Source organism: Yersinia sp. 2542 StPb PI, from assembly GCF_048593855.1.
GTDB lineage: Bacteria > Pseudomonadota > Gammaproteobacteria > Enterobacterales > Enterobacteriaceae > Yersinia > Yersinia enterocolitica_E.
The window spans coordinates 1-1,828 of the sequence record NZ_JAZGQA010000363.1 but is presented as its reverse complement, the minus strand read 5'-3'; the positions used below and the strand labels follow the sequence as shown (position 1 = coordinate 1,828).

The following is a 1,828-nucleotide window of genomic DNA, read 5'->3' as shown; positions in this document are numbered from 1 at the left end:
AGTTAGAAATTAATAAAAATTACTGTTCCCATAGAGAGCTCAGTCTATCGCTATGTTGAGCTCTCTCATCCCCTAAAGAGATAGAGGTAGGTTATGCAAGATAAAACAAATAATACCACGTCAATTAAAGTGAATAAAAATCACGCGGAGCAACGCGCACAGCAATTACGTAGTGATCCTGTGCTAAATGGAATCAAAAAAATGCATATCTTCGAAGAGGCAGCCCCTCGGCGGAACTCAGGTACAGCACTGGCCGACAATGCTATTCCAGAAAGAACAGATAAATATGTCGATCCGGCATCTATTCAATCCATATTCTCCCCAGTCCGCTATTTGTGTGAGCTATACAACGTTGCGCAAGAGCTACACAGCGAAGAGAACTCACTGCATATTGATAAACGTCGCCCGGATCTGAATCGTCTGGAATTGAGCGAAACCATGATGCAGCAAGAAGTTTCCACACTGGATATTTTGCTGGAAACATTGCGGGAAAGGATCACTTTATCAGACTTGTCGGTTCCGACAATTAACTCTGCCGATGATTCATTCACCCTGCCTTATGATGATAATCTCACTATCATCAATGCGGTACTGGAGAGTCAATCAACCAACTTGCGCAATATTGCAGCTCTGTTGGCAGACAATGCTGATATACAAGCATTAGAACTGACCCCAGCGTTGGTACAGGAACAATTAGGGCTAAATCCAGTCAGTTATGAGTTGCTTAAAACCAAGCCGACACAAGAGGCCAACCGTCAACGTTTGGCCCATGCGACTAAACTCAGTGTCGATCAGCTCAATACGTTAGTATCCAGTATTCAAGGTGACGGTGTAAACGAAGAACAGATTCTGCCAGTATTATCTGAGTATGTACGGCTTAATCGCCAATATGGTCTGTCGGCTGATAAGTTTACCATGATGGTTGGCAAACAAGAGATGACTGCTGATGATCAGAAAGAGCCTCGCATGGCGACTATCGCATCTCTGTTTGGCCTGAGCGCCGCACCAGCGGAAATGTTGCTCACCTTATGCGGAAAACCTGAAGCATGCCAGAACATGGCTGAAAAGAATGCATCTCAGGTTCTGGTTACCGTCAATCTACTGGAAAATATTGTGCAATGGATGAGTGAGCAAAAACTGGATCTTGCCGCACTCAACGCCATGTTAACCACCCAATACAGCAAAACCGCCACACCGGAGCTGTTTAATTTCCTCTCCAATATCTACCATTCGGTCGATGAATCAGCTGATGCTACCTTATTAAAACAGAATCTGTATCGCAGTCTGGCTGCCGGTTTCCATTTGAAAACAGAAGTGGTCGCCGGTTTAGTCAGTTGGCTGGAAAGCAATGATAGTGAATTTACTGCCCAAAAATTCAATCAGGCTGTTATTGAGATCTTTAGCAACCGCCCAACAGTGGAAAAACTGGAACATCATCCACTGTTGGTGACTCAATGCCAAAAACTGAGCCAGTACGTGCTGATCGCTCAATGGGCTGGATTGACTCAACAAGATCTTGCATTACTGTTGCAACCAAAATTGTTCAATGGCGATGAACAACCATTACACATTAGCCTATCATCATTGCGTTTACTGGCTGAATTTAAAGCCTGGCAACAGCAGGTAACAGTGCCAGTCTCTGAGGCATTACGTTATTTCTCATTATTCAGCTCTCACACTGATGTGGATCAGTTACAGATAGAACAAAAGGGATTAGAAAAGCAATTAGCAGAAGAAAATAGCAAACTAAAACCCATCGATGATCAACGGAAAAAAATATCAGGAGAGCTTGAATTATCAAATGAACTATTACATAACTTGAATTTAG

At 43.2% G+C, this 1,828-nt stretch carries 1 protein-coding gene; it reads left to right on the top strand.

The window, feature by feature from the left end; genetic code table 11:
• Window positions 1–93 precede the first annotated feature (93 nt).
• On the top strand, window positions 94–1,828 hold a 1,735-nt coding region (locus tag V1952_RS21615), incomplete at its 3' end, for a Tc toxin subunit A (protein ID WP_420075530.1).